27 protein-coding genes and 3 pseudogenes are annotated in these 25,713 nt (G+C 39.5%); 6 read left to right on the top strand and 24 right to left on the bottom strand.

Annotated elements, in window-relative coordinates; genetic code table 11:
- Positions 1-5 precede the first annotated feature (5 nt).
- Positions 6-674 (top strand): manganese catalase family protein, encoded by a 669-nt coding sequence (locus tag VV089_RS01625; protein WP_172543177.1) that lies wholly within the window; start codon positions 6-8, stop codon positions 672-674.
- 72 nt (positions 675-746) lie between these two features.
- Here VV089_RS01625 and VV089_RS01620 read toward each other — a convergent pair whose 3' ends face one another.
- The 9 genes and pseudogenes from VV089_RS01620 to VV089_RS01580 all read right to left on the bottom strand — a co-directional run bounded on the left by VV089_RS01620 (position 747) and on the right by VV089_RS01580 (position 8,486).
- Positions 747-1,142, bottom strand: a complete 396-nt coding sequence (locus VV089_RS01620) for a TnpV protein (protein ID WP_172543176.1) — start codon at positions 1,140-1,142, stop codon at positions 747-749.
- A 172-nt stretch (positions 1,143-1,314) separates the two neighbouring features.
- Positions 1,315-1,485: a cysteine-rich KTR domain-containing protein gene (locus VV089_RS01615; RefSeq protein WP_172543175.1), complete on the bottom strand. Its 171-nt coding sequence runs from the start codon at positions 1,483-1,485 to the stop codon at positions 1,315-1,317.
- Positions 1,482-2,111, bottom strand: a complete 630-nt coding sequence (locus tag VV089_RS01610; RefSeq protein WP_334334732.1) for an ATP-binding cassette domain-containing protein — start codon at positions 2,109-2,111, stop codon at positions 1,482-1,484. The genes VV089_RS01615 and VV089_RS01610 overlap by 4 nt, the downstream gene beginning before the upstream one ends.
- Positions 2,112-2,129: 18 nt before the next feature.
- Positions 2,130-3,590: an ABC transporter permease gene (locus VV089_RS01605; RefSeq protein ID WP_334334731.1), complete on the bottom strand. Its 1,461-nt coding sequence runs from the start codon at positions 3,588-3,590 to the stop codon at positions 2,130-2,132.
- Between the two features lie 150 nt (positions 3,591-3,740).
- Positions 3,741-4,859 (bottom strand): sensor histidine kinase, encoded by a 1,119-nt coding sequence (locus VV089_RS01600; protein WP_172543172.1) that lies wholly within the window; start codon positions 4,857-4,859, stop codon positions 3,741-3,743.
- The gene (locus tag VV089_RS01595; protein ID WP_172543171.1) at positions 4,856-5,521 is read right to left on the bottom strand and encodes a response regulator transcription factor; all 666 of its coding nucleotides are present in this window, start codon (positions 5,519-5,521) and stop codon (positions 4,856-4,858) included. Before VV089_RS01595 ends, VV089_RS01600 begins: the two co-directional genes overlap by 4 nt.
- A 412-nt stretch (positions 5,522-5,933) precedes the next feature.
- Positions 5,934-6,092: pseudogene (locus VV089_RS01590) on the bottom strand (ParB/RepB/Spo0J family partition protein); the annotation flags it as partial.
- Positions 6,093-6,260: 168 nt separating this feature from the next.
- Positions 6,261-7,496: a tyrosine--tRNA ligase gene (gene tyrS / locus VV089_RS01585; protein ID WP_334334730.1), complete on the bottom strand. Its 1,236-nt coding sequence runs from the start codon at positions 7,494-7,496 to the stop codon at positions 6,261-6,263.
- A gap of 69 nt (positions 7,497-7,565) precedes the next feature.
- A complete protein-coding gene (locus VV089_RS01580; protein ID WP_172543622.1) occupies positions 7,566-8,486 on the bottom strand; it encodes a diguanylate cyclase in 921 nt (306 codons plus the stop codon).
- Between the two features lie 316 nt (positions 8,487-8,802).
- Here VV089_RS01580 and VV089_RS01575 point away from each other — a divergent pair, with 316 nt between their 5' ends.
- The 3 genes and pseudogenes from VV089_RS01575 to VV089_RS01565 form a co-directional block, all read left to right on the top strand.
- Positions 8,803-9,915 carry an AAA family ATPase gene (locus VV089_RS01575; protein ID WP_172543621.1) on the top strand — a complete coding sequence of 371 codons (1,113 nt, stop codon included), beginning with the start codon at positions 8,803-8,805 and terminating at the stop codon, positions 9,913-9,915.
- A gap of 18 nt (positions 9,916-9,933) precedes the next feature.
- On the top strand, positions 9,934-10,446 hold the full coding sequence (locus VV089_RS01570; RefSeq protein ID WP_334334729.1) for a hypothetical protein: 513 nt from the start codon (positions 9,934-9,936) through the stop codon (positions 10,444-10,446).
- Between the two features lie 348 nt (positions 10,447-10,794).
- Positions 10,795-11,250: pseudogene (locus VV089_RS01565) on the top strand (AAA family ATPase); the annotation flags it as partial.
- Between the two features lie 141 nt (positions 11,251-11,391).
- Here the strand turns inward: VV089_RS01565 and VV089_RS01560 are convergent.
- Both VV089_RS01560 and VV089_RS25160 read right to left on the bottom strand, forming a co-directional pair.
- Positions 11,392-11,616 carry a Txe/YoeB family addiction module toxin gene (locus tag VV089_RS01560; RefSeq protein ID WP_442891449.1) on the bottom strand — a complete coding sequence of 75 codons (225 nt, stop codon included), beginning with the start codon at positions 11,614-11,616 and terminating at the stop codon, positions 11,392-11,394.
- Positions 11,617-11,656: 40 nt separating this feature from the next.
- A pseudogene (locus VV089_RS25160) lies at positions 11,657-12,031 on the bottom strand (IS1634 family transposase); the annotation flags it as partial.
- A gap of 42 nt (positions 12,032-12,073) precedes the next feature.
- On the opposite strand from VV089_RS25160, the gene VV089_RS01550 reads away from it, so the two are divergent.
- Both VV089_RS01550 and VV089_RS01545 read left to right on the top strand, forming a co-directional pair.
- Positions 12,074-12,424 carry a hypothetical protein gene (locus tag VV089_RS01550; RefSeq protein ID WP_334334727.1) on the top strand — a complete coding sequence of 117 codons (351 nt, stop codon included), beginning with the start codon at positions 12,074-12,076 and terminating at the stop codon, positions 12,422-12,424.
- On the top strand, positions 12,421-12,726 hold the full coding sequence (locus VV089_RS01545) for a hypothetical protein (RefSeq protein WP_334334726.1): 306 nt from the start codon (positions 12,421-12,423) through the stop codon (positions 12,724-12,726). The genes VV089_RS01550 and VV089_RS01545 overlap by 4 nt, the downstream gene beginning before the upstream one ends.
- A gap of 93 nt (positions 12,727-12,819) precedes the next feature.
- Here VV089_RS01545 and VV089_RS01540 read toward each other — a convergent pair whose 3' ends face one another.
- The 13 genes from VV089_RS01540 to VV089_RS01480 all read right to left on the bottom strand — a co-directional run bounded on the left by VV089_RS01540 (position 12,820) and on the right by VV089_RS01480 (position 25,673).
- Positions 12,820-13,788, bottom strand: coding sequence for a hypothetical protein (locus VV089_RS01540; RefSeq protein ID WP_334334725.1), 969 nt, complete (start codon positions 13,786-13,788; stop codon positions 12,820-12,822).
- Positions 13,789-13,835: 47 nt separating this feature from the next.
- Positions 13,836-14,258 carry a sugar 3,4-ketoisomerase gene (locus VV089_RS01535; RefSeq protein WP_334334724.1) on the bottom strand — a complete coding sequence of 141 codons (423 nt, stop codon included), beginning with the start codon at positions 14,256-14,258 and terminating at the stop codon, positions 13,836-13,838.
- A complete protein-coding gene (locus VV089_RS01530; RefSeq protein WP_172541387.1) occupies positions 14,251-15,213 on the bottom strand; it encodes a glycosyltransferase family 2 protein in 963 nt (320 codons plus the stop codon). Before VV089_RS01530 ends, VV089_RS01535 begins: the two co-directional genes overlap by 8 nt.
- A gap of 7 nt (positions 15,214-15,220) precedes the next feature.
- Complete coding sequence (locus VV089_RS01525) at positions 15,221-16,132, bottom strand: hypothetical protein (protein ID WP_172541388.1); 912 nt, start codon at positions 16,130-16,132, stop codon at positions 15,221-15,223.
- On the bottom strand, positions 16,129-16,836 hold the full coding sequence (locus VV089_RS01520; protein WP_334334723.1) for an acetyltransferase: 708 nt from the start codon (positions 16,834-16,836) through the stop codon (positions 16,129-16,131). The genes VV089_RS01525 and VV089_RS01520 overlap by 4 nt, the downstream gene beginning before the upstream one ends.
- A 4-nt stretch (positions 16,837-16,840) precedes the next feature.
- Positions 16,841-17,773: a hypothetical protein gene (locus VV089_RS01515; RefSeq protein WP_334334722.1), complete on the bottom strand. Its 933-nt coding sequence runs from the start codon at positions 17,771-17,773 to the stop codon at positions 16,841-16,843.
- A gap of 3 nt (positions 17,774-17,776) precedes the next feature.
- A complete protein-coding gene (locus VV089_RS01510; protein ID WP_172541391.1) occupies positions 17,777-19,891 on the bottom strand; it encodes a hypothetical protein in 2,115 nt (704 codons plus the stop codon).
- Between the two features lie 297 nt (positions 19,892-20,188).
- Positions 20,189-20,881, bottom strand: coding sequence for an acylneuraminate cytidylyltransferase family protein (locus tag VV089_RS01505; protein ID WP_172541392.1), 693 nt, complete (start codon positions 20,879-20,881; stop codon positions 20,189-20,191).
- Positions 20,882-20,977: 96 nt separating this feature from the next.
- The gene (locus VV089_RS01500) at positions 20,978-21,637 is read right to left on the bottom strand and encodes a PIG-L deacetylase family protein (RefSeq protein ID WP_172541393.1); all 660 of its coding nucleotides are present in this window, start codon (positions 21,635-21,637) and stop codon (positions 20,978-20,980) included.
- Positions 21,634-22,521: a formyltransferase family protein gene (locus VV089_RS01495; protein ID WP_172541394.1), complete on the bottom strand. Its 888-nt coding sequence runs from the start codon at positions 22,519-22,521 to the stop codon at positions 21,634-21,636. Before VV089_RS01495 ends, VV089_RS01500 begins: the two co-directional genes overlap by 4 nt.
- Before the next feature lie 21 nt (positions 22,522-22,542).
- A complete protein-coding gene (gene neuC, locus VV089_RS01490) occupies positions 22,543-23,709 on the bottom strand; it encodes a UDP-N-acetylglucosamine 2-epimerase (protein ID WP_334334719.1) in 1,167 nt (388 codons plus the stop codon).
- A 61-nt stretch (positions 23,710-23,770) separates the two neighbouring features.
- Positions 23,771-24,775, bottom strand: a complete 1,005-nt coding sequence (neuB, locus tag VV089_RS01485; RefSeq protein ID WP_172541396.1) for an N-acetylneuraminate synthase — start codon at positions 24,773-24,775, stop codon at positions 23,771-23,773.
- Positions 24,768-25,673: a methionyl-tRNA formyltransferase gene (locus tag VV089_RS01480; RefSeq protein WP_172541397.1), complete on the bottom strand. Its 906-nt coding sequence runs from the start codon at positions 25,671-25,673 to the stop codon at positions 24,768-24,770. Before VV089_RS01480 ends, neuB begins: the two co-directional genes overlap by 8 nt.
- Positions 25,674-25,713 lie beyond the last annotated feature (40 nt).

Below are 25,713 nucleotides of genomic sequence, written 5' to 3'. Positions count from 1 at the left end.
TTATTATGTTTAAGCACGAAAAACAATTATTCCATCCTGTTGAGGTTGAAAAGCCTAATCCGCAGTATGCAGCACTTCTTCAGGAACAGCTTGGCGGTGCAAACGGAGAATTGAAAGCTGCAATGCAGTATATGTCACAGAGCTTTCGTATTAAAGATCCTGAAATCAAGGACTTATTTTTAGATATTGCTGCTGAAGAACTTGGTCATATGGAAATGGTAGCACAGACCATCAATCTTCTTAACGGTCATGATGTTGAAGCGACAACCGTTCCGGCAGGCGAAATTGAATCCCATGTTCTTTTAGGATTAAATCCCGGTCTTATCAATGCATCAGGATATTCGTGGACAGCAGATTATGTAACCGTAACAGGTGATTTATGCGCCGATTTACTTTCTAATATTGCTTCCGAGCAGAGAGCAAAGGTTGTTTATGAATATCTCTACAGACAAATTGATGATAAAAAAGTTAAAGAAACAATTGATTTTCTTTTGAATCGTGAAGAAGCACATAATGCAATGTTCAGAGAAGCATTCAATAAGGTGCAAAACAGCGGTTCAAATCGAGATTTCGGAACAACAAAAGCAGCAAAAATGTATTTCAGTATGTCCGAGCCATCACCTGATAATAATCCATTTTCTAAAACAGATGTTGAACCTGTGTCTTTTAATTGATTTTTTATTATTTGAAATATGCACAAAAACGAACAGGATGTCTGTGTTTGACATCCTGTTTGTTTTTGTATTCTATTTGTGTTTTTGAATCATCTTTAATTTAGTAGCTATGATTTCTTTATAAATGATTTCTCTTGCTTGATTAGAAATATTATTCATTTTTTGTACCCATAACATTTGATTTTCAGCTTTGAGTTCTTCTGTAATACCTTGACTTTCAGAAAACAGTTTAACAATTAAATCATATTGTTCTTTTGCTCTATTATCAATCTTGTGCAAATATGAATTTAGTTTACCTTTTGTCAAAAGATTATAGTAAATAACTCTATGATTTTCTTTCAAATACGCCTTATGCCTTTGTCCCCAAAAGCCTATTTCATAATTTGTATCAACTGACATAAGGGCAGGAATTTTAACATCTCCTATCTCAATATAACTTCCATTTAATTCTTCATATAATGATTTCATTGCATTTTTCTCCAATACTCAATTTATTATATTGTTGTAAAATGCAAAATGCCGTAACGATTGTTTTTACTTAATTTCAAAACCTTCGTTACAGCACCTACGCATTAGTGCAACCCCTTGATTTTATTGGGTTCTTCTAACTTGTCCCTATTATAACACGGGCATCTGCATCTTATGCGTCTGGCTCTTTGATGACAGATATTTGTAAATTCTTGGCTTCAATCAAAACTTCCTGCTTGCATTTCGGACAGTAAAAAGGGTAGTTTTTCAAAATAGTATCCTCTCTTATTCTGTTACGGATTTTACCACCACAAATAGGGCAACATATCCATTCTGTTCTCATAACTGTTGTAACTTGCCTTTCTTCAAGCGAAAAACCATATCAGCTTGCTTTGCAAGGTCATTAGAATGAGTAACAATAATAACGCACTTATTCATCTGATGGGCACAATTTTTTAATACTTCTGTTATTTCGGCAGCAGTATCCTCGTCCAAATTTCCTGTCGGTTCATCAGCCAAAATAATAGGTGTGTCCGACGCCAATGTACGGGCGATTGCAACACGTTGCTGTTGTCCTCCAGATAATTTCATTATATTGCGTTTCACTTCGTCTTCAGTTAATCCAAGGTGTTTTAACACCAGAAGGGCATCCTGCTTTGCAGTCAGCTTTACATTTTCAACAGGTGTCATATAGTCAATGAGATTGTAACTTTGAAATATAAGTGAAACATGATTGCGTCTATGGTATTCAAGTCTATGCTCTGAAATATCCATACCATCAAATAAAATTTCACCTTTTTGCGGTACATCAAGCCCGCCAAGCAGTGATAACAAAGTAGTCTTTCCAGAGCCAGACACTCCAAGTATGGCATACATTTTTCCTGTTTCAAACACGGCATTTACCGCTGTCAATATTCTTTTGCTCTTGTCATAAGAGTAAGATACATCTTTCATTTCAAATACAGACATTTGTAAAAACTCCTTTCTTTAACTCATTTTTGATAAAATTTCTCTTGGCTTCAAACGCATTACCGTACCCGATGAGAGAATCACGGAAACCGTAATTATTGCAAAACCAATCAGATACAGCTTCAGCATATCGAGAATATCAACTGAAATGTGGATTTGCTCTGTTTTTGCAATATCAGCGGATACTTCTGCTTCGGGCGGCATTATGTCCTGTTCATCATTTTGCGGTGTAGAAATCTCGCTATCATCCTTCATTGTGACTTGAACATCATCCAGCGAAAGACTATAATCATCCTTAATGTCCCAAACTACATTTTTATCATTGCTTAAATTTTCTCCACTTGGCGGACTTTCAATAAGTTTGTCTGCCAGTTGATTTGCAGCCGCATTACCCGTAAAGAAAGATAAACCCAAAGCGATTACGGCAATCATAAAAACCTCTGCCAGATATTGACTAATGATTTTACATTTTCCAATGCCGAGAGATAGGAATACCCCTGTTTCATGGATGCGGCTTCTTCCCCACATGGTAAGTATTAAGGCAAGAATTATTCCGCTGACCAATGCAATAACCAAAATAATTGATGTAACCAAGGATTGTAGCTTTTCGAGTGGAGCAGCAGCTTCTTGATACTCTGTATTGTCGGTAGTAAGGGTAAACGCCTGCCAATCAATTTCAGAATTTTCCCTTATTTCTTTAACAATTCTTTCAAGGTTTGAGGGGTCATCGACCAAAAACTTTGCCGAAACATAGCCTACGGGTGTATCTCTGAAAAGTTCTTGCAACGTATAGTAATCGACAAAAATCTGATTTTCTATTTTTTCGTAGGTAGGTACATTTTCAAATGTAGAGTCGGGTTTAAGGATTTCATAAAATCCGATAATTTTTATTTCAACTTTACAATCCGCCGTTATCGAAAAGGTGTCTCCGATTTTCAAGCCGTTTTTATCTGCTAATTCTTTGCTTATTATGGCTGAATGCTTTTCGGCGTTCGTAATATGCTTTCCCTCAATTAGCTGTAATTTCTGTGATGTAAAAAAAGTATTGGTTTCACTTGAATAAACGGTTCTTGCGTATACGGAATTATTTAATTCGCCTTTTAACGGGACATTTCCCTTAAATATTTCAAGATTAGGCCAAACATTGCTTTGTGTGTCTGCATCACAACTTTTTATTCCGTCCATCTGCAAGATTAAATCAATCATTTCCTGTGTCAAAGGACGTTCCGTGTATAATGTTACACCGCCCTCATCATCATTGATTGTCTTAAAATATGGGTTATTTTCAGAAAATTCTGGCAACAGTTCAAATGTCCCTCCCATTGTTTGCCGCAGCTTTTTCTGCTCTAACCGTGCAGCCCTTTCAATCGAAATTCCTGACAGCACAAAGGTTGCCATAATAAGAAGGACGAAAAAAAGCAATATGCTTTTTCCTTTTTTTCTTGTGACGTATAAAAATGCTCTCTTAATTGTACCCATTCTATTACCTCCGTTTTCTGATATCAATTTTAGTGAACGGCTATATCATAAACTCCCAATATGGAACCAGTATGAAGTGTATGTGAAATTCAAGGATTTTTTAAACAAAAAAGCTCCCCGATTGTTGGAGAGCTTCTTTACTGTGGAAGATTATTTTAAATTGATAATAAATTTCATTCCTTGTGGATGTTTCATAGGAATAAATGAATATGAAATATCCATTGTATGAAACAAGGTTGCGACAATGTAAAGTCCAAGCCCATTTCCGCCATTATCACGGTTTCGGGAAAAATCTGGACGATAAAACGGCTCAAATAAATGTCGTAATATTTCATCAGAAATAGGCTGACATTCGTTTTCTATAATAAGATTTTTTTCATCAAAATATACATAAATTGTTTTGCCTGTTTCTGTATATGCTACCGCATTGGAAAGAATATTGGAAATAGCTTTTTCAAACAAATGTTGTGGCAGAACTGCCGAAAAATTATCAAACAATTCCAGTCTAAATATAATACCCTTCGCCTTTGCAATCAACATATATGGTTCGCATAAAGCAGAAATCACTTCTGATAAATTAGTTTGTACCGCTGTTTCCTTTTCGGATGATATGCTTAGCCTTGAGGTTTCAAGAATATCATGTATCATATCAGCAAGATATTCCGTCATTTCTTTACATTCTGGCAAGTAAATATCATAGTCTTTATATTTTCCAATACCGAGTATCATATTTTCTAAAGTAGCATTTAAAGCCGTAACAGGCGTTTTTAATTCGTGCGAAGCAATCCGCAAAAAATCAACTTTTGATTTTTCACTTTCGCTTACATATTGTTTTTCAACTTCAAGATTATGAATTGCTGACAGCAGGCTTTGATACAAATAGTTTATGTTATCTGCCAACGCACCGATTTCATCTTTTGAGCTAATCGTACAGACAGCATTTTTCTCCATTTGTGCCATTTGTTTTGCTGCCATATTGATGTGCTTAATTGGAACAGTTATTTTTCTGGAAAACCAAAATGAGCAACCTATGGAAATAATAATACAGCAAACAAGAGATACTGGCAGGGCATCTACGATTGTCTGCTTAACATAAGGTGCTACATTAACATCTGTGCTGAAAGATATTTGCTCACTTGCCTTAATCGTAACATCCATAATTTCGTGTGGAATAAATAAGTAAAGCAAAAGATGGGCAGCTCCAACAATAAAGAGCATCAATCCCAATGTATATATAAAAGTCTTTGGAAATATCTTTATTCTCTTCATGTATTCACCTCATACTTGTAACCTATACCTTTAACAGTAACTATACATTCAAGCCGTAGTTTCTTTCGCAAATTTTTAATATAAGTATCTATTGTCCTGTCGATAACAGGATAACTATCGCCCCATAAATCATCAAGTATCTGGGTACGGGTAAGAACCAATCCTTTATGTTCCACAAGCAACTTTAGCAAATCTATTTCTTTTGGAGTAATATCAATTTTTCCATTATTATCCTTTGCAGAATAACCAGAGAAATCCACAATTACATCGCCAAATGCTATTGTATTAGGCAATATCCCTTTTCCACTTCTTCTTAAAAGAGCTGTAATACGCCGCCCCAATAAAACCATAGAAAAGGGCTTTGTAATATAGTCATCTGCTTGTTCATCAAAACTTGTAACTTGTGTATATTCATCTTCAATCGCTGTTAGCATAAGTATAGGAACAGAGCTTTTTTGCCTTATTTCATGTAAAACGGAAAGCCCCGATATTTTAGGGAGCATAATATCAAGCACAATTAAGTCTATATTGTATTCATCAAAAGATTGTAATGCAGCAGCACCATCATACGCTGATATTAGCATATGTCCTGCTGATTTTAGATACTCGCATATTGCTTCGTTTGTTTTTCGGTCATCTTCAACAATGAGTAATGTCGCCATATAAATCACCTCTGTTTAAGCATATCATACCAATGTGGAATGGGTGTGAAATTGCCTTATTTCTTTTTGGCATATAGGAGTTCTTTCTACGAGCATCGGCAGGTTTATTCATTCCTCTTAGTATTAACTATACTCGATTTATGTTTAACATGCTCTCAATACGGTTTTCCTTGCATAGTCGCTACACCCAATGGAGTAAACATTCCATTTTTCTGCGGCTTCCTGTGCCTGCCTGTCGATGTCGGCAAGGTATGTATTATGGTATTAAGTAATCTCCTTGCCGCCCAGTTCCTCAAAAATCGTTTTTGCCATCGTCTGTTACCTCCACATTCTTTTTTATTTTGAATGTCCGCAAAATCCGTCCTACATCTCCGGGCCTTCAGGGGCAGTCCAGATCGTGAAGCGCCACCAGCAAATCCTGCACGTTCACCGGCATGGTTTCTTTCTCTGCCAGTTCGCTGGCCCGATGCCGGATGCTGTCGGTGGTTTCCATCATGGCATCATCATCTTTGACCTTGAAAGGATGGCCCTTGAACGAGTGCAGCTCGATTAAAGGGATTTCTACCACCTTCCCCCCGCGTCTTTACTGAATGACCTGCAAAATGGAGAAACGGCATAGTCCACAAGCTACGCCGTTCCCCGAAAACATTCCCAATACTGTCTTATGAGTGCCGCCCTAATGCCAGCCCTGCTGTTATAATTTGCGGACGAAGTCTGCCCGTCCGAAAGGAGCAGATTTTTACTCCTGTACAATCTTATGATATACTTTCTTTCCCTTCCGGATAATCAAAGCCCCGTCGCTGTCCAGATCTGCAGCCGTAAAGCTCTTGTACACATCCGTCACCTTCTCGTCGTTCACCGTCACGCCGCCCTGCTGCACCAGGCGCCGGGCCTCGGAACGGGTGGGCGCAAGCTTTGTCTCCACCAGAAGCGACAGAATATCCTTGCCGGCTTCCAGCTCTGCCTGGGGATAAACCGTGGTGGGCATATCGTCCGTCTTGCCGCCGTTTACAAAGAGGGCCTTCGCCGCATCCTGTGCTTTCCCGGCTTCCTCCTCGCCGTGAACAATCTTGGTGATCTCGTAGGCCAGAACCTCCTTGGCATGGTTAATCTCTGCGCCCTCCAGAGCTCCCAGGCGGCGCACCTCATCCATGGGCAGGAAGGTCAGAAGGCCTAAGCACTCCTCTACCTTCACATCCTCGATATTTCTCCAGTACTGGTAGAACTCATAGGGAGAGGTCTTTTCCGGGTTCAGCCACACGGCCCCTTTCATGGTCTTGCCCATCTTGATGCCCTCGCTGGTCGTCAGAAGCTTGAAGGTCAGGCCATAGGCCGGTTTATTTTCCTTTCTGCGTATCAGCTCCACGCCGCCGATGATGTTGGACCACTGATCGTTGCCGCCCATCTGCATCTGGCAGCCGTATAGCTGATTCAGCTTTAAGAAGTCGTAGGACTGCATGATCATATAATTGAACTCAAAGAAGGTGAGTCCCTTCTCCATCCGCTGCTTATAGCATTCTGCCGTCAGCATCCGGTTTACAGAGAAGTGAGCGCCTACCTCCCGTAAGAACTCCACATAATTCAGATCCAGCAGCCAGTCCGCATTGTTGGCAAGAATGGCCTTGTCGTTTTCAAAATCCAGAAACCCTGCAAGCTGCCTGTGGAAGCACTCTGCATTGTGATCAATGGTTTCTTTTGTCATCACCTTGCGCATATCGGATTTGCCGGAAGGATCTCCCACCATAGTCGTTCCGCCGCCTAAAAGGGCGATGGGCCTGTGGCCCGCTTTCTGCATATGCATCATGGCCATAATGGTGAGAAAATGCCCGGCCGTCAAGCTGTCCGCCGTTGCGTCGAAGCCGATGTAAAAGGTAACCGGTTCCTTTCCCCCCAGAAGCTCTCTTACCTCCTCCGGGTGCGTGCATTGTTCAATGAAGCCGCGCTCCATCAGAATATCGTATACATTTTGTGACATTGGTCTGTTCTCCTTTTTCCTTAATGTGCCCATTATTTTGAGCGTACAGGTACGCCCCAAGGCGTTTTCTTATTTCTTTTCCTTCCACTGCTTCCGGTCGTCACCGTACCATACCACCTGATTTCTTCCAAAATGCTTTGCATCGTACAGCATGGTATCCGCAATTTTCAGATATGTATTGTAATCATCGCTGAGCCTGGGAGTAACCGTGACTCCTCCGATACTCACCGTAACCCACTCGGACACGCTTGCGGCATGGGGGATCTGAAGCTTCTCAATATTTTTGCGGATCTTTTTCATATGTCCGAAGATGTTCTGGGGAGTTCCGCCCAGGATAATTGCAATGAACTCTTCCCCTCCGTAGCGGGCCACAAAGTCCATGGTACGCCGCAGATGATGGGAAATGGTCTTTGCCACCAGCTCTATCACCTTATCCCCGGCCGGATGCCCAAAGGTATCGTTGTAGGCTTTAAAATGGTCAATATCAAACATAAAGATGGAAAACGGAACCTGCAGCCGGGCCGCTTCCTTCCATTTTGCAACACTGTAAAGGTCGTACTGCCTTCTGTTTGCAATTCCTGTGAGCTGATCCGTCATGGACTGCTCTTCCACCTGCTTCCGGTATCCGTACAGCTTCACATGGGTATTCACTCTGGCCTTTACAATCACCGGATGGAAAGGCTTTGTGATATAATCAACGGCTCCCAGCATAAACCCGTGCTGCTCATTTTCGATATCGGAAAGGCTTGTAATCAATATGACCGGAACACTCTGGGTGATAATCTCCTCCTGCAGTTTTTTCAGCAGCATAAAGCCGTCCATCTCCGGCATTACCACATCCAGAAGAATCAAGGAAAACTTTCCGGTGCTGGCAAAGCTTAAGCCCTCAATTGCAGTCTGGGCAACTGTAACCTCGTATTCATCCTCCAGAATGGATTTTAATTTGGCTGCCTGTGTAACGCTGTCATCAACAATCAATATCTTTTCCATGTTCTTACCCCTCATTTTACCTGGTTCTTTACTGATCAACAACATTATTTTATCCTGCCTGACGTTTGCCGGCCGGCGTATAGGAGAATTATACCTAAGTAACGAGAAATTTACAATGGTTTTTTGTATTTCGGCAGGTGGTTATTTCCTATTTTATCGGAACTGCCTGTAGGAGCAGCCGCAATATCGTTACTATTTGAAAAAACCGGGCATACTTATTTTGTAAAGCACTTGCTTTTCACAGCAGACTGCGTTAGAATAAGAGAAAGGAGATTTCTTCGTGAAACACGAAAATATATCAGTTAGGAGGGGTACTTTGGTTATTTTAAATGTATATTTGGATAATTTTTATGCCTTTAAAGATTTTCAAATGAACTTAACCTATCCAAAAAAGATTGTGGACTCCTATATTCAGAACGAACATCTGAAGGAGCACCCGAACTTCCGTTACAAAAAGATCAACATCGTTATGGGCGCTAATGCCTCCGGTAAAACCACCCTGGGATATATATTTAGGGGAATCTTCAACTTTGTATCCAAAAAAAATCATTCCTTTATTACCAATGCCATCAATGACAGGAGTAAAAAAGCTTCCTTCTGCATCGATCTGGTATGTGACAGCAGCATTCTCTATCGCATTGCCTGTGACATTTCCCCCAGATCAGACGGCAGCTATCAAACCGGTGATGTGAAGCTTGAAATCCGCAGTGAGAACATATGGGCCAAAGACAGCTATGAATCCTGTATCAGACGCCTGGAAGCCGCCCCCTATTCTCCATGCGAGAGTTATCTGGAGGAACTGGATAAAGTAGATGCACTCTCCTGGATGTTTGAATACCCAAGGGACGCAAAACGTACCTTGAATTTTGACCCCTTAGATAAAAAATTCCTTTTCGTTCTGGAAAATATCCTGCGGGCCTTGGATCCTTCTATCCGAAAGGTTGAACGCTCCCGGGATACCGAGGATGCCCTTGTAGTCCGTTTTAAAGACCGCTCGATCATCCTTCAAAACGGGGGAGCCCTGGATACCGGCCTGCTTTCCAGCGGCACCAAGGCCGGCGTGGAGATTGCCCGGGTTGTCTCTGCACTTCTGCAGGGCTTCTATACCTTTTACTACTGTGATGAAAAGTTCTCTTACATCCACAGTGATATTGAAAAGGCCGTGCTTTCCCTTATGATTGACCATATCCGGCCTAATGAGCAGCTGTTTTTTACTACGCACAATACCGATATCCTGGACATGGATCTTCCCAAGCATGCTTTTACCTTCCTAAGGAAGGACTTTATGGACGCTGAGCATCCCATCTCCTGCATCAATGCCTCAAGCCTCCTCAAGCGCAGCTCCGACTCTTTAAAAAACGCAGTGGAAAATGATATATTCTCCACCTCCCCGGTGGTGGATCTTATCTATGACCTTGCCGGGCTTTAAGCAGGAAGGAGGACGGCGATGAGAAGTAAATTCATACAGTATTACGTAGAAGGCGAGACAGAAGAAAGGCTTATCCATGTACTTAAAGCCGATCTGAAGGTCATCCTGCCTGGAAAGGTTCAAAAATTAAATGTAGTGGAATGTGAGCTGACAAATGCCCGTCTTATGACGCTCCGGCCTGGAACTATGATTGTGCTGGTCTTCGACACCGATACCGGATACATAGATGTTTTGAATAAAAATCTGGCGAAGCTGAAAAAATGCTCCTCCGTATCCGAAATCGTCACCATTCCGCAGATTCCGAATCTGGAGGAAGAATTGGTGCGCAGCTGCTGCATAAAAAAGGCGGCAGAATTGACGGGAAGCAAATCCGGAAAGGATTTCAAGTCTGACTTTATTCAGACTAAAAATCTGACCGGTAAGCTTTTGGAACACCACTTTGATATCCGGCAGTTCTGGTGCGGACAGCCGGAAAAGCCTTATCATAATATCGCAAACCAGGCGGAGAGGATTAAATTGGTTGGGTCTTGAATTGCTGTTTGAATCTTATTACACAATCCAATCCCAAAGCTCCCACAGCAGGCCGGCAGGAGACGAGCTTGCTGTGGGAGTTTTTCATATTACTTATGTATTCTTTTATAGCTGATTTTTGTAAAGCCTTTATCAAAAATATAGCAGCAGTCTCACATGGAAGAACTTCATTGACCATTAGGCAAAATCGTTGTATATTGCAGGAAAAGGGAATCTAAAATATAAGAAGCCATTTTAGTTTTCAGCAGTACCTGAGATTTAGCAAAAGAGGTATGTGAATATGGGAAGATATTTGAACAGCATAGTTCCTTTTGAAGCACGGAAGCAGATTTCCGGAACTCGTTTTTTGTAGATAAAACATCGCTGTTGGAAGATGTTTTAAATGCAGCTGAAATAGACGGACAGAAATTCTTGTGTATAACAAGACCTCGCCGTTTTGGCAAAAGTGTGATAGCTCATATGGTAGGAGCCTTTTGGGGAAAGGCTTCAAACAGCAGCGCATTTTATAATCTCGCAATTGCAGAAAACGAAAACTGTAAAAAACATTTTAACCAGTATAATGTAATTTTCATTGATTTTAGCAGAGCTCCAAGAAATTGCAGCAGCTTTCATCAATATATCAACCGCATTCAAGACGGCATCAATCAAGACCTGGAAGATGCTTATCCGGAAGCCGGGATTGATGTATCCGGCACTGTCTGGGACAATCTTTTGACTGTATTTGAAAAAGCCAAAGAGACTTTTGTCTTCGTGATTGATGAGTGGGACGCTAGGATCAGGTTTATGCAAAACTCGCATACATGACAGGCGTACTTCCAATTGCAAAATATTCCAGTGGGTCGGAACTGAATATGTTTGCGGAATATGACATGACTGTGATGGAACGGTTCAGTAATTATTTTGGTTTTACAGAAAAAGAGGTTGACCGCCTCTTTGATATCTATCTCAAAACGACAAAAATCCAAAAATCACTCGGGAAGACTTAAAGATATGGTATGACGGCTGGGTTATGGTGATATTTTCATTGGTAACGATGTAAACAAGCCTGTCTTTATCGTTAATCCTTCTGCTCCATTCTGCTTCTAGGCTGCCCTTTAGTGGTTCGGGCTTTCCCTCACTGGTAAATGGTTCACGTTGGATCGATTTTAGAAGGCTATTTATTTTTTTCAAGGTCTTTTATCCTGTGACTGCCAGTAGAGGTATTCCTCCCATACAGCTGATAAGAAGGGTTTTCCAGAAATTCGGAAGCCGTCTTATAAAAAGAACGTTTGCTGGCCGGTTCAAGGATTCTGGCATAGATGAGATCGGAAAGGACGGCATTGATGTCACATTTGAATCTATGCTTGTCCCTGAGATTGTGGCATGTTTTATCAAGTTGAAGGCGATAGTAAAAAGCTTGAGGAAAAAGATATCCGCCACGGTAGAAGGCCTGGTGGTCATAATCCAGCTTTTGATCGGAATGAAACGTAATCTGAACGGCCTTTGCTTGTTGTTCCTTTTTATATTTAAGGGTTTCTATCCTGGCTTCTTCTCTGGCCCAATTCATGACATCATCCCGAACGGGGCCATGCTCAACTAGAAATTGAACCTATGCCGCGTCTTCCCTCAGACGGCCATGAAGCATATCATGGCTATCCTGATATCCGTCTTTTCTCTTGGATATCATGGAAAGACCATTGATTTTGAAAAATACAGCTCCTGCCACCGTACCACAGTCGCACATTTCCTCAATAAAGGGAAATGGGATGACACCATCTCCTCCAAGACAAAGCCTTCGTCACGGGCTCTGCACCCGATTGAAGATGCGTATTTCCACCAGTCCCATCTCAAGGGGAAACAGAACTATGGACATCAGGCCGTGGCTGTCATGCTCTCCTGTAACGGCATCGATGATGCAGTGGTACTGATCAGCTATCCAAAGGATGCGTTCCATGCCCCAAGGCCCTGTGAGCTTTTATCAGCACGGAGGTTTCCTTGAGCACCCGTGAGATTCTGGATCAATACGTGGAACGGTGGGCAATCAAGGTGTTCTTCCGCCAGTCCAAGGACAAACTGGCATTTGACAGGTATCAAGTCCGTTCCTCGAAAGGAATCCGGAGGTATTGGCTGCTGATGCCACTGGCTCATTTGGTTGCCTGCACTGGATGCGGTGAAGCCATGCCCTTTGAAGACGGCTATGCTTATATTTATAGTCATATCCAGGAAGAACGGCTCCGTTTCATTTACCAATGTGGGGCAAGGCACGTTCTTTTTGAGGAAGTCTTAGCTTTAGTTGTATAGGCGCATTGTGCAGTTTTTTACAGCTTCCAATCGGAGTTCTACAGGCACTCACAATATATATCTTCCTAATTATATCCTTTCTACCCTTCAACTTTATTTTATTTTCACATATAACTTACTCCAATTATAAACCATGTCCTTCACATATTTTAAACAGAGCGGCCCCAAGATCATTAAACCGCTAAGAAACAGCCGTCTTCCAAAAACATTCTGCCCTGGCCATAATTTCATTCCAATTTCTAAAAACAACAGATGATATAAAAAAATATAGGGTGTATTTTTCCCAATCAGACAAATCACTCTAACCACAATGTTCCATATACTGTTGTTCTTACTTTTTACACATTCTATCCCCGATTTTACTATTAACAGCACCAGTATCGCCTGCAATGCATGCATCCAATTTAATCCGCTTATCTGTGTATCCCCAAACATTGCCGGAAAATACATAATATAATCTTTAAAAATAAAAATATACTCCCATATACAAAGTAAAATAACATTTAAACAGAAAACAAACTTCGGATACTTAAATTCATAATCCAGGAATGCTTTCAACCTCATTCCCATATACCAGAAAAAAAGCCATATTCCTCCTCCCAGATGCCCTCCACTGCTTGAAAGTTTAAAAGCACTGGTATACGTAACATTAAAATAACATATAAACAAAACCGCCATCAGGACTGCTGTTCTTCTTAGATATTTCTTTTTCCCCTCTGTATCCGCCCAGTTTAAAGCTCCAAGCAGTATAGGTGATATAATGATTAGCTGGCAATATACCCATATATAATAAAATGGCCCACTCGCATCAAAATGAATAATATGAAAAAAGAGAGTTTCTACATCCAGAAACCGTTCTTGATAGAATACATATAAAACAGTTGCAATAGAATATGTTAAAAGCAAATCGCTAATTCTTTTCCTAATATGGATAGCTCCCTTTTTTTCATAAGAACAAGCTGTAAGGTAACCACTAATGATAATAAATAGCGCAACTGCATACCAGGTGCTTTTAAATATCCGCTGATCATAATAAAATAAATTGTTTACATGCTGCGTCATTACCCCCCCACGCCACAAATTTAGCTGCGTCTATCCACTTTATCCGTTCATGCATCCCACTCATTCTGCTGCCTCATGTAATCTCCATAATCTCTGATATAATCATCCTGGTTATAGTGTTCGCTGGACAAGCACAAAAGAACGGAATCCGCGCTGAAATCATACATTTCTTTCCATACCATAGCCGGAATATAGATCCCCGTATGCGGCCTGTTTAAAAGATAAATCATTTCATTGCCTTTTCCGTCTTTTATTTTAACTTTGCTGCTTCCTGATACATTGATTAGAACAAATTCACTCTTGCGGTTTGCGTGATTTCCACGGACAACACTATTAGAAGATCCATAAATATAAAAAACTCTCTTTAGCGCAAACGGTATGTCGCCTTCTCCCTCGCAAACAACCAGTTTCCCTCTTTCATCACCAATGCTGTTGAATTCAAGCATCCTTACATTAAAAAAATTATTCATTTGTTCCAGAATCCTTCCCACTGCTTTTCTGGTCAATATTCATAGTTTCACCGATTACTGCTATCGGACGCTTCCGTGTATTTTCCAGAGTACGCCAAATATATTCTCCAAGCAGGCCCAGAGTAAACATTATCATTCCTGATACAAACAGCAAAATTACAACAATTGTTGTATAACCAGGCACATCCGTCTTTCCCAATAATTTTGCTGCAACCAGATATACTGCATATAAAATAGAAAAAAACCAGAACAGTATTCCGGTCATTGTCATGCACCTTACCGGAACATAGGAAAAGCTTATAAGAGAATCAATTGCAAGCTTTAATTTTTTCTCAAAGGACCAGCTTGATTTTCCAATTTCTCTTTTCCTTCTGATATAACCTACCGTAACCGGTTCAAAACCAGTCCACAATATTTGAAGAGAGATTGGCGAGTTTCTTTCCTGCATTCTTAAAATCAAATCAGCTACCTGTCTGTCAATTAAATAGGTATCAAATCCTCCCGCCGGCATATTTTTCTGCGCCATTTTCTGAATAATCCGGTAATATAGATTTGAAGTAAGGTTGGCAAAGGCCGAATCATTCCTGTTTTCCCGTACTGCCAGTACCACCTTCGCACCCTTTTTCCATGCCTGATACATACTTACCGTCAATTCAGCCGGTTCCTGTAAATCAACAGCCTTTACGGTAATACAGTCGCCCGTGGCATACTCATATCCGATAAAGTTGGCCTCATAAGCACCAAAATTTCTTGACAGCTTTATGATTTTAATATTTGGATCCTTTGCCGCCAGCCCCTTCATAATCTCCCAGGAATTGTCCGGCGAACAGTCATTAACCATGACAATTTCATATTCATCCACAAAGGGAGCTATCTGTTCTATAAAATTTTCATAAAAGGGCAGGATATTTCCCTCATTTTTGTATATTGCAGTAACCAATGATAATTTACCCATTCTATAACTACTCCCCAACTATTTCCGCATACCCAAAACCCTCATGTCCAAAGCGGTTGCCATTATAAAACATATATTTTTTTCCATTACATGTAATCACGCTTGGATATGCAGCCATATCGGAATCCCACCCTCCAGGTGTTCTTGAAAAATTCAGCTTTTCATCCATCCGCTCCCAGTGATATCCGTCTTTAGACTCTGCATATTTCAAATCATAAACAACATCCTCAGTTCCTGTACAATAATACATTTTATAAATACCTTCTTCTTTTACTACCTGAGGCGCGCCAATCCGATATTCATCACCTTCAACAGGAAGAACCAATTCTCCATCAAAGTTCAGTTTTGTGAGATCCTTTGTCTCCAGACAATATAATTCATATACAGCAAGCGTTTTAGTTCTGCCTTGCAGAAATCTGTCACCGGCTACATAATATACTTTCCAGGTGTCTTTTTCTTTTACCACACACTGGACACTTCTGAATAAAACACCTTTTTCTGTTCTCTCCATTACAGGAATCGTAGAATACTTGCGGAAATGGATGCCGTCTTCGCTGATACCCAGACCACTGAAATAAGTCATACGGACTTTTACGCCAAGATTAAATCCGGTATAATACATATAGTAAATTCCGTTATCCTCAAAAACTGTACAGGGAACAACTCCATTGTCATCAAAATATCCTGCATCTCCCAGTTCCAAAAGAGGTTTCTGACAGACTGCCAGCACTTCGGAAGGATTTTCCGGATTTACATCAACATATCCAGGCCTTCCTGCCCCATCCTTTGTTCTGCATGTAAAATAGATTCTTAATACATCTCCCATCAATACGGGAATCGGCTTCATAGCCGAGTTGTCCATCCATTCCCCATATTCGCCCTTTGCACCATACACAATCCCACTCTTTTTTAATCTCATTTCCAAGTCTCCTCTCTTTCTGATTCTATGTTTACACCAAATTGTTCATAGGATGTTTTCCCTGTCTTCTTTGCCGGAGAACCGACATAAACACATCCTTTTTCATTTAAGCTCTTTACAGTAACAGAACCTGCTCCAAGAACAGTATCTTCTGCAATTGATACCCTGTCTCCGATGGAAGCATTCACTCCTATAAAAGAACTCTTCCCAATCCGGCAGAACCCCGAGACAACAACATGAGAGGTAAGCCAACAGTTGTCCTCAATTACGCTTCTGTGCCCTATGTGATTTCCGCTCCAGAGGATTACATTATTTCCGATTTCCGCATGAAACTGAATGGTATTATCCTCAAAAATAAATGTATTCTCTCCTACTTTCACATTGTGCCAGACAAATGCTCTGGAACTGATATAAGATGCGCATTCATATCCCAGTTCTTTGCATTTGAGATATACCTTTGTCCTTGCCCTGTTTAATTCCGGATATGTAATTGCCACAAACACTTCATATTCTTTTGGCGGATATTGCTCTGTAATCTCCTCCAGATCAATCACCGGCAGATGGCAAAACTCCCTTTCTTTTAAGTACTGTTTTTCCACTGCAAATGCTGTTACCTCATATTCCGAATCATATGTAAAATATTCATAGGCAATCTCACCAAATTCTCCTGCTCCCACGATTACAAGCTTTTTTGTCTTTCCCATATTATTACTTTATCTCCTTACAAAATATAAATTTATTGCTAGTCGTACATCCAATACTTTCTTTAAAGTCACACAGTCCATAATTGGGAATTCCATTCATGGTAGAAGGGCCAATATCCAGAAACCCCAAACCGAGATGCCAGTAATACTCATAAATTGTGTATGCCAGTAAATTCATCGGCCTCTTATCTGCAAAACCGGGCAGATCTCCCCAATATATTACTTGGTTTATATTGTCTGTCACTTTAAATACAATGGCTGAAGCAACCTCTTCCTCATCGATGTCAAGTATAAAAAGATCATGACTGATATAAGCTATGGTATCCTTCACCTGCTCCCAGGTCATACTCAGATAATAATTCTTGCTTTTTCTGCTTTTCTCAATAATTTTGTATGCTGCATATTTATCTTCTTCCTTCTCGCAATGTCTTAACCTATATTCATGTTTCAATGCATTTTTAAGACACTTTCTGGCATTTCTGTGTAAAGATAAATTATATTTTTCCATATCAGTGATTGGGAAATAATAATCCAGATCCATGGAATATATCTGATATCCGTCCCTTATAAGCGCATTCACCAGCTTACTTATATTAGGTTCGTCATAAAATACCGGGGGCAGCTTCAAATATATTTTTGATATTTTATGAGCCACAGCATATTCATTAAAACACTTTAGTATGTCATCTATCTGCTCCATGGTACAGGATTCAAAGAATTCAAATGTCCCGAAAGGTGCCGAATATGGAACCTTAATAATACCCTTATCAATTCCTATGATTAATCCTGCCTTGTATTTATTTGTTTTAAAAAGCAGATAGTCAACAGTATCCACTTTGCATTTATTTAATTCGTGAAACCACACTTCGTCAAAGGCAATGGATGCCTGTCTTTCCACATGTTTATACGTATCTTTATCTACAATTTCCAATTCCATTTATCATTCTCCACCTGTTGAATTCCTAATCTGATAGATATTCATTGTTTCCGTATTTTTAACCAGAATCAGCTCATCCACATCATAAATAAATCCTGGTGTAATATCATTTGTCTGTACAATATAGTCCACTCCCTCTTCCCTGACTTTTTCAATTCCGCCGTTGTTGTATATATCTGTTATTAAGTCCTTTCTCCGTTGTATTTCATTTTGTACCTCTTCGCCTGCGAGCACTAACATATCAGTACCTTCCAAATACTGCTGCCTTTCACAGAACATTCCATATAAGTAATAATGCGTGTTATCTGTAATCACTGCTTTATCGCTTAGAATTATGGAGTCTAAAGGTGTGTTGTCACGAATCCATCTTAAGGCATCTACATCAGAGCTTCTTATGCCATTTTTTCCTATATTTCGTATTTCTTCTTCACTGGAATTTTTTAATGCATTTATTCCATGCACTACAGAGGAAATAGCTCCCACCCCTTCATACGAATATTGTAAATAGGAATACATAGAAAACACCATGCATACTAACCCAATTGCTTTTATATCATCTCTTACTCTACTTTTTACAGGCATAAAGTTACTCTCTAATTTTTCCACTAATACAAAAAAATTAAAAATTAAGGCATATAAAGGAATCATCGCTCCCATAGCAAAATACATTTCACTATGTCCTCCTGTATTGGCAATTGCCCATAATAAATATCCGAAAATTCCTGTTGAAGCAAGCGCAAATACCAAATAAAAACTGTAAATATCCAATCGTCTTTTAAAAAACATCACACACATCAGCAAAAAGGAAAGAACTCCAAGCCACATAATAATTGGATTAACCAAAAAACATTTTATAACGATTGCAAATAAAGCATTTTTTTCTCCTAACCATATAAAGGGTTTTAAAAGCTGACTATTTGCGGAAGGAAATAACCGCCAGTCATCAAATGTATAAATTCCAGTCAATTGCCAGGAAGAGCTCCCATCCAAAACAGAGAACATTCCTATGCAATATTTGCATATAACCAAATAAATTGACAGAATAGACAAACCATAACCAAACGCCAGTAACCATTGTTTTCTGACAAGCCAAAACAAACAGAGCAACGCCGGAAACAAAAGCAACACGGTTCCAACGGGCCCTTTTGCACCTACACATACACACCAAAACAAAATTATTTGTAAAAATAAGTCTCTTTCAAACTTTTCTTTTTTCCATTGATGTATGATTAAAGAAATAAAATAAATACCGTATGCATAGCTTATATCAAATCCAAAAGGAGACAACAGTGTGTGATGCAAAAATGTAACAAATACAATATTTTCTGCGCCTGTTGTAAAAAGTATTATTAGATAACCAGCAATTTTTAATTTTTTTTCGGCCCCAATAGTGTTTAACAAAAAATGAACAGACCCAGTCATTAAAAATGCTTTAGTTAAAGAATATAAGGGAAATGACAGGGTAAAAATATCAATTCTGTACACAATACTCAAAAAGGCAATCGGTATATTGGAAAAATAATGATAATTTAAAGCATTCCCTTGCATATATAAATTAGAGGGCGGAAATGATATTTTCAGCGCTGCTGTATTATTAACCCAAAACTGCATATCTCGAGAAGTATGAAACGCTCCATATACATCCGGACTAAGATAATTAGCAGAATATGCAAATATGCTAAATATCAAAAAAAGAAAAAAGCAGGCTATATCACTCCTGCTATTATCATTATTTATGTTATTAAATTCGTTCCTTCGGTTTAAAACCAAATATATAACAGAACCTATTATTGTAATAAGATTAATAAACCAAAATGATAGTTTCCGATTAAAAATTTCTCCTAAAAAATATTCTAAAATAATAAATCCATATCCCACCGCATATGAATAAAATATAAGAGTAATTCTGGAACAGCATATTTTTAATTTATTTGCAATAGCTAATCCAGGTAAAAAAATAGAAAAAATATTTAACAATATAAAACGAAGTATTATATCTAACGATATATGAAAGAAAAAAAGCATACTTAAACAATAACCTGCTATTATCAGTGTTATATATATTAAGTCGTATTTAATACTTTTATTTTTAATAAATGCAGCAACTTTCTTAAACATATTACATAACACTCCAAAGTAAATATGAATCTAATTTTTACAAAAAATTTCGTAGAGGAACTTGCTCTACGAAGGAAAAAGAGTTATTAGCAAAGATTTTCAATAGAATATATTCATATAAATCTAAAATTTCTATATTTATTTCAATAGTAACAAAGATTTTTATCTCGAAAGTTCAAAATTATATTCCAAATAATTAAATAAAAATCCATATCTCCCCAGTTAATAATTATATTTTTCGTAGAGCAAGTTCCTCTACGAAAAATATAACCAATATATTAGTTATTCTAATTTATACTATAACTTCTTTCCATTCTCAGCAATCAATTCTGCATATAAAAAATCCAATTCCGTATCAATATCTACACTCTTTTCCCGTTCCATAATATATGCAAAACTGCCCTTCCTGTACAAATTAACATCTTTTTCCAGCTCTTTTACATACACTATATATATCGCGCCATTAAGGCTGTAATATTTCTGAGCTGCCTGTCTCTGGACATTCAATTCTGGACGGATAAACCCTTCCAGACTATGTTCTTTTGGTAAAATATTGCACCATAAGGGTGTATGGGACGTCTCACAGACAGATACAACCGCAACTGTCGCCTTGTCCCGAAATATCTGATAAGCAGACAATATATCTTCTTTTGTCCGCAAAGGAGATGTGGGCTGTAATAAACAGACAGAATCAAATATTTCTCCCATTTCTTCATACATAGAGAGAACTTCTTTTACCGTATCCCAAGACCCGGCTTTATCACTGGAATTCATCCTGCTTCTTAAAAACGGAACCTCTGCTCCGTACTCTTTTGCAATTCCGGCATAAACAGCAGAATCTGTAGACACCATAACATTATGAAATATTCCTGACTTTAGGGCTGTCTCTATTGTATGTGCCATCAATGGTTTTCCACAAAACGGCTTTATGTTTTTATCTGGAAGCCCTTTCGAACCGCTTCTCGCAGGAATCACTGCTAAATTTCTCATTTAAATCCCTCTCCATATTTTACCCTCAGCGGACAAGAAGACACTTCCCTGTTCACTGAGGGTAAATTTCTTTTTATAAAAAAGATACCACATCTGCTATTCTATCTGCTTTATAATACAGAAAGCTTCCGCATACCTGCTTGTACATGTTCCTCCCCGGACTGTAGCGAGAGCTCTTAAGTTTTCTAAGCTTCTGGGAAAGGGTACATCCTCAATTTCAGTATCATAAATTTTCATCGCTTCCAATTTCTCTTCCAATTCATTTGTTATATCTACAAACAGATTCGGGGCAAAACCCTTATTCTGAAATCCATAATCTGTTTCCGAAATAATTTCCATTGTTGTAATACGCTTGATATATGGTGCGCGGAAAGTTTTTGCGCATGCCATGCAGCAGTCATGCACCACACTGTGATCCGAATGAGCGTCATACCTTCCCGGTATTAATAACCACTCCGGCTTCACTTCATTAAACACTTTTCGTATTTTTTCTATAATTTGTCCTTCCTCTATACTTTTCAGTTTTGCCGGCTGAAATTCCAAATTATAAAATCCGTTAAATCCATAAAAAGCATCTACCCTTTTTAACTGCTCCTGGCGATGTTCCACAATCTCTTTATCCCATCCCCCGGACACTTTCATATCTGTAATATTCAGCCAGAAAATTTGATTTCCTAATTTCTTATATTTTAAAAGTGTTCCCCCTGCTCCAAGTGTTTCATCATCGGGATGCGGTGAGACGACAAGCATCCTCATAAAAGGTATCCTCCATTTTCTATATTTACAGCATCAAATTCTACAAGCCTTACTCCATTCTCCCCGGCTTTGACATCCACGGTACCGTCCCCGTTCACTGCCAGCACTTTACCGGGCTCAAAATTCTCAAAACCGGCCGTTTCAATTTCCTGTGTCTTCCACACCTTATATTCACTGCCGTTTAACATAAAGTGTGCGCCTGCATACGGTCTTGTGAGGCTGCGGACTAAATTATATATACTTCTGCTGGACATCCTCCAGTCTATTTCCCCATCTGTTCTGCTGCGCTTCCTCCACACATTTCCTTCCTCTGCAGATTGAGAAATATAACGGATTTTATCCTCTTTAAAAGCCCGTACTAATTCTATCTCTTGTTCTACAGCTGCTTCCATAATTTTATTATATAATGACCTGGCATCATCGCTGTAAGCAATCTGAATCTTCTGCTGCGAAACAATGCTTCCTTCATCTGCCCCCGGAGTAAGCATAAAAAATGTAGAGGCTGTCTCAGGCAGTCCCAAAGCCAATGCCCATATAATCGGATGCCGGCCTCGGTTATTCGGCAGCTCTGCAGGATGAAACCCTACTGCTCCTTTTGGAAACAGATTAATCACATCTTCTTTTAATAATTGCGACCATCCAAAACAAAAAGCTATATCGGCACTGCAATTTTCTATAAAATGAATGCTGGCTGCAGAATTCACATCTTCCACATAATGGTATGGGATTCCATATTCATCACAAACCGGTGCCAGATCATAAAAATCAGCATTAAACCGTGAAGATTTTTTTGTTAAAACCCCAGCTACATTAACTTCCTCTTCCAGCAGCCTTTTCAGTAACACATAAGAACTCTCTACACATCCAATAAACAGAATTTTCACGTCGGCCTCCCATTCCCTGTCTCAAAATTCTATATCATAAAATTTCTTTTTGATGTTGACTTTGTTATTTAAGATAAAGCTCCGGACAATTTCTATAATTTTGTCCGACGTATTGCCGTCCCCGTAAGGATTGGCAGCGTCTGCCGTCTTCTTTCTGAATTCTTCTGATAATGCCTTCTTCACTGCTTTGTCTACTGCATCTGTTTCCGGCGCACATTGAATAACGGTATCTCCTGCAATCCTCCCCTTCTGCCTGTCTCCGATATTAATTGTAGGAATATGAAAAGACGGGGCCTCAATCAAACCGCTGGACGAATTTCCAATAACAAATAGGGCGTATTTTAATGCGGTCAAATATCTCCTCATTCCGAGAGAATCGACTAAGACAAAATTATCATGCTTCTTTGCATAATCCTCTAAAAGCTCATTAATAACACGCCCATCCGCATCTGCGTTTGCCTTTGTAAACAGATAGGTTATATCGGAATTTCTATCCAAAGCTTTCAGAAGTTCCATCATCTGGCTTTCTGCAGTAGCATTCTCAAGGGTTACCGGATGAAAAGTACCCACGGCGTACCTGCTCCCCAGTCTGCATCCTATGCTTTTTTCCAGATCGGAAAGAGATAAAAACTCTGCATTATGCACATTCTCCACCCCGGCTGCGCCGACATTAAATACTCTGTCCGGCTCTTCTCCCATCTGTATTACCCGGCGTCGGTAGCTTTCTGTACTCGTGAAATGCAGATAACTCATTTTTGTAATGGAATGACGGACTGCCTCATCAATAAGTCCTTCTGTTGTCTCTCCTCCGTGCAGATGGATAATCGGAATCTGTTCATTCATAGCCGCACATGCAACCGCTAAGGTTTCATACCGATCCCCCAGCAGCATAACTGCATCCGGCTTTGCTTCTGCAAAATAATCTGCAAATCCGATCATAGCCAGCCCCATGCTTTTGGAAATTGCTGCCGGCGTATCTGCACTGAGTAAAATTTCTATCTTTTTTTCTATATGGATTCCATCTCTCTCAATTTCTTGATAAGTCAAGCCGAATTCTGGCGACAAATGCATGCCCGTTACTGCTACAGATAAACGAAAATCTTGATCTTTTTCTAATTTCTTTATAATCGGACTAAGCAGGCCGTATTCTGCTCTGGTTGCTGTCACAACACAAATATGTTTTCTCATAACACCTCTCTGTTTCTGAAAACAGTCATTCTGCATCTATCTCATTTTGAGCTTTACGACTTTATAGTTCAATCAGCTCATCCACTCTAAAATCTTTTACTGCTCTTGTGCCAAGCACTTCTTCCCATCTCATAGGCGATATCCCGTTTCCTGGTCTTTTCGTTGTAAGATTATGTTCCGTCAGAAGCTCTCCTTTTAAAATGTCTGTTTTAGCAACAATGCTCTTTCTCACAACCGCCAGATTTTTTCTTTCAGATTCTTGAACGTTTTTCTCTCCCTTTCCTAATGCAGCTTCAACATTCCGGATAGCTTTTACCATCTCGCGCAGTTCATTTGGCTCAAGGCTCGCTTTATGATCCGGTCCCTCCATTGTCCTGTCCATTGTAAAATGTTTTTCAATCACTTTGGCGCCAAGAGCCACAGCCGCAACCGGTATTTCAATTCCTGCCGTATGATCCGAATAACCTGTTTCACAGTTAAATCTCTGTGCAAGCTGTTTCATAGCTAAAAGATTCACATCCTCAAAAGGTGTCGGGTATTCCGTATTGCAATGAAGCAGTATAAGCGGTTTATCTGAATATTTTTGTATAACTTTAACTGCTGCCTCCACTTCCTTCAGTGTACTCATTCCCGTGGACATGATAATCGGCTCGCCGTATCTGGCAATTTGAATCAGATACGGCATATTTGTAATTTCCCCAGAGGGGATTTTCCAAAATTTACACTGCAGCTCATGGACAAAACGAATGCTGTCCTCATCAAAAGCTGTTGAACAGAAATCTATGCCTTTCTCCACAGCATAATTTGACAGTTCTCTATATTCATTTTCTGCTAAAGTAAGCTTTTTCAACATACCCAGCTGGCTTTCCGTGCTTCCTGTATTCTTTTTTTGATATTCTGCCTTTTCTGCATATTTAGAAACGAGATTTTCCGGAGTGAATGTCTGAAATTTCACACAGTCTGCCCCTGCTTCTGCGGCAGCGTCTACCATCTCTTTTGCAAGCGCAAAGCTTCCGTTGTGATTCACGCCTGCTTCTGCAATAATATAAGTTCCCTGTTTACCCATTCTTCTCCATCCCCATTCTATCCCCGGTTTTTATCCTGCCTTCGTAATCTGTAATTTTGATGTAACTGTCTTTTGTTTTTACCAAACAGAATTCTTTTGTCTTTATAAGAACCTGTCCTGGTATTCCCTTGTAGCTTGGAGCGCCGGGAACAAGTTCCGCTGATATCATTTTTATCCGCCTTCCCTCTATAAAAGAGCATGCACAGGGGCCCGGATAGGTTAAGGCCCGGATAAAATTAAAAACCGATCTGCTGTCCTGGTTCCAATCCAGAATTTCATCATTTTCTTTTCGTATTCCGCAATACAGCCCTGCCGCAGAAATATCATTTTGTTTTATTATTTTCACATTCCCGCTCTGAAGCAGTTTAACTGCCCGGTATAAAATGCCTGAACACCCGGTATAAGCTTTTTCCAGCAGCGTCTGATACGTGTCTTTATCCGTAATCGGATAGATATCCTGTAAAATAATATCGCCCGTATCAACGCCCTCATCTACATAATGCACTGTAATGCCGAATTCTTTTTCATCATTAATCAGCACCCAGTTTAATATATTTCTCCCTCTATAATAAGGCAGCTTTCCAGCATGACAGTTGATGGTTTTCATTGGGGGCAGATCTATAAGTTCTTTTTTAAATATCTGGTTAAAAGACATTGACACAAATAAATCCGCCTCATATTTTTTAACCTTCTCAATAAATTCTGCGCTATTAACATTGGGCGAATATAAAACATCAATATGATTCTTTTCCCCTAACTCCTGCAGAACTTTATCCCTTTTATCATATCTTACACAAATAAAAGAAATGTGAATTGTTTCATCCTGCATCAGCTTCTCAAATGCCTTGTGCGCCCATGGGCCGTCCGCAAAGTACCCGATAGTAATAAAATCTTTCATAAATTATGCACATCCTTCTTTCTTAATTAATCTTTAAATA

The sequence above is a fragment of the Candidatus Merdisoma sp. JLR.KK011 genome, from assembly GCF_036941125.1.
In the GTDB taxonomy this organism is placed as follows: Bacteria; Bacillota; Clostridia; order Lachnospirales; family Lachnospiraceae; genus Laedolimicola.
This window is presented reverse-complemented; position numbering and strand designations above follow the sequence as displayed.

Bases quoted from the DNA above. Each gene is read 5' to 3' on its own strand.
- VV089_RS01580 (WP_172543622.1), bottom strand. From the start codon at position 8,486: ATGGAAAAGATATTGATTGTTGATGACAGCGTTACACAGGCAGCCAAA.
- neuC (WP_334334719.1), bottom strand. From the start codon at position 23,709: ATGAGAAAACATATTTGTGTTGTGACAGCAACCAGAGCAGAATACGGC.
- VV089_RS01500 (WP_172541393.1), bottom strand. From the start codon at position 21,637: ATGAGGATGCTTGTCGTCTCACCGCATCCCGATGATGAAACACTTGGA.
- VV089_RS01615 (WP_172543175.1), bottom strand. From the start codon at position 1,485: ATGAGAACAGAATGGATATGTTGCCCTATTTGTGGTGGTAAAATCCGT.
- VV089_RS01525 (WP_172541388.1), bottom strand. From the start codon at position 16,132: ATGAGATTAAAAAAGAGTGGGATTGTGTATGGTGCAAAGGGCGAATAT.
- VV089_RS01535 (WP_334334724.1), bottom strand. From the start codon at position 14,258: ATGAATAATTTTTTTAATGTAAGGATGCTTGAATTCAACAGCATTGGT.
- VV089_RS01515 (WP_334334722.1), bottom strand. From the start codon at position 17,773: ATGGAATTGGAAATTGTAGATAAAGATACGTATAAACATGTGGAAAGA.
- VV089_RS01600 (WP_172543172.1), bottom strand. From the start codon at position 4,859: ATGAAGAGAATAAAGATATTTCCAAAGACTTTTATATATACATTGGGA.
- VV089_RS01610 (WP_334334732.1), bottom strand. From the start codon at position 2,111: ATGTCTGTATTTGAAATGAAAGATGTATCTTACTCTTATGACAAGAGC.
- VV089_RS01595 (WP_172543171.1), bottom strand. From the start codon at position 5,521: ATGGCGACATTACTCATTGTTGAAGATGACCGAAAAACAAACGAAGCA.
- VV089_RS01520 (WP_334334723.1), bottom strand. From the start codon at position 16,836: ATGGGAAAGACAAAAAAGCTTGTAATCGTGGGAGCAGGAGAATTTGGT.
- neuB (WP_172541396.1), bottom strand. From the start codon at position 24,775: ATGGGTAAACAGGGAACTTATATTATTGCAGAAGCAGGCGTGAATCAC.
- VV089_RS01570 (WP_334334729.1), top strand. From the start codon at position 9,934: ATGAGAAGTAAATTCATACAGTATTACGTAGAAGGCGAGACAGAAGAA.
- tyrS (WP_334334730.1), bottom strand. From the start codon at position 7,496: ATGTCACAAAATGTATACGATATTCTGATGGAGCGCGGCTTCATTGAA.
- VV089_RS01550 (WP_334334727.1), top strand. From the start codon at position 12,074: ATGGCTATCCTGATATCCGTCTTTTCTCTTGGATATCATGGAAAGACC.
- VV089_RS01540 (WP_334334725.1), bottom strand. From the start codon at position 13,788: ATGACGCAGCATGTAAACAATTTATTTTATTATGATCAGCGGATATTT.
- VV089_RS01605 (WP_334334731.1), bottom strand. From the start codon at position 3,590: ATGGGTACAATTAAGAGAGCATTTTTATACGTCACAAGAAAAAAAGGA.
- VV089_RS01505 (WP_172541392.1), bottom strand. From the start codon at position 20,881: ATGAGAAATTTAGCAGTGATTCCTGCGAGAAGCGGTTCGAAAGGGCTT.
- VV089_RS01480 (WP_172541397.1), bottom strand. From the start codon at position 25,673: ATGAAAGATTTTATTACTATCGGGTACTTTGCGGACGGCCCATGGGCG.
- VV089_RS01510 (WP_172541391.1), bottom strand. From the start codon at position 19,891: ATGTTTAAGAAAGTTGCTGCATTTATTAAAAATAAAAGTATTAAATAC.
- VV089_RS01530 (WP_172541387.1), bottom strand. From the start codon at position 15,213: ATGGGTAAATTATCATTGGTTACTGCAATATACAAAAATGAGGGAAAT.
- VV089_RS01620 (WP_172543176.1), bottom strand. From the start codon at position 1,142: ATGAAATCATTATATGAAGAATTAAATGGAAGTTATATTGAGATAGGA.
- VV089_RS01625 (WP_172543177.1), top strand. From the start codon at position 6: ATGTTTAAGCACGAAAAACAATTATTCCATCCTGTTGAGGTTGAAAAG.